Origin of the sequence: Burkholderia cepacia (genome assembly GCF_001039005.1) — a bacterium.
Lineage (GTDB): Bacteria > Pseudomonadota > Gammaproteobacteria > Burkholderiales > Burkholderiaceae > Burkholderia > Burkholderia theae.
In genome coordinates this window covers 1-1,156 of sequence record NZ_LDWR01000139.1, presented here as the reverse complement: position 1 = coordinate 1,156, position 1,156 = coordinate 1, and the positions used below count along the sequence as shown (strand labels likewise).

Below are 1,156 nucleotides of genomic sequence, written 5' to 3'. Positions count from 1 at the left end.
GTCTGGCTTAAACATACAAGCGCCGCCGTGCCGCCCGCGGCACGGTGCGCACCCGCGGGGCCGGATACCGGCCCCGCACCCTCCCCTCCCTTCCATCGTTCGTCACGCCGCCACGTTGCGTTTCCTGCAACGATTCGCGCGGCAATTCCCATTTCCACCGATCGTTTTCCGAATACCGATATATTCGATTCGGATCAGCACATCAATCGATTAAAAATGTAATTCGATTGAATTGAATATGAATAGAAGAAAATAATCTCGCGATCGACATTGAACTCTTGTATTCGCCAAACTAGTATTCAGGTCGGCCGAGCGCACACACCCGCCCAGCCTGGATCAGACGGGGAAGACGCCGCAGCGGGGGCGCGGCGCGATGCAATCGATTTCACCGAATCGCCTTTTCATTAAACAGAAATTCATTGCGCGCTCGTAAACGAATTTTCAGCACACTTTTAATTAAGCACGACTAAAACCGGATAACCCGGTCGCCGGTATTGAATTGCCTCCTTCCGGAGGCATGTTGCAGCACCTGTCCGAAGTTCAACAAGAATCTGAGAGGTCTGTCATGAGCAATACATTGGTTAACGTCACGGCGAAGGTCGAAATCAACGCCGCCAACAAGACGATCAGCGAGCTCAAGGATTATCAGAGCAGGAACTGGGCGATCGGGCTGAACGGGGATACGCTGGCACCGGATGGTTTCCTGTCCTTCTTCACCGAACGCAACCTGCCATTCAGCTACTACGTGCGTGCGCGAGGCGTTTCGGTCGGCGAGCCGAGCGCATACCAGGCGAACATCGAGACGCTCACACACCACATCGCCGCGATTCGCGCATCGGAGACGAACGCGGTCAACGCAACGATCCGCGATCTCGAGCTGTACAAGTCGAAGAACTGGGCAATCGGCCTGAACGGCACGACGCTGCAGCCGGACAATTTCCTCCCGTTCTTCGGCACCCGCTCGGTGCCGTTCGAGTACTACGTGCGTAGCGGCGGCGTCGAGCTCGGCTCGTCGAGCGCGTACGACACCGACATTAGCAACCTGAAGAAGTACCTGGGCTCGCTCTGACGCATCACCCCGCCGGGCGGATGCGTCCGCCCGGCAACGCACCAGCGCACCTCGCCCGGACCTGCCCGGGCGAGGTGCGCTGGTGCG

At 57.9% G+C, this 1,156-nt stretch carries 2 protein-coding genes; both read left to right on the top strand.

Going from position 1 to position 1,156, the window contains the following annotated elements:
* Positions 1 to 222, top strand: a 222-nt coding sequence (locus VL15_RS43535; RefSeq protein WP_230684633.1) for a hypothetical protein, incomplete at its 5' end; no start/stop codon positions are given.
* A gap of 343 nt (positions 223 to 565) precedes the next feature.
* Positions 566 to 1,069, top strand: a complete 504-nt coding sequence (locus VL15_RS38745) for a hypothetical protein (protein ID WP_048252171.1) — start codon at positions 566 to 568, stop codon at positions 1,067 to 1,069.
* Positions 1,070 to 1,156 lie beyond the last annotated feature (87 nt).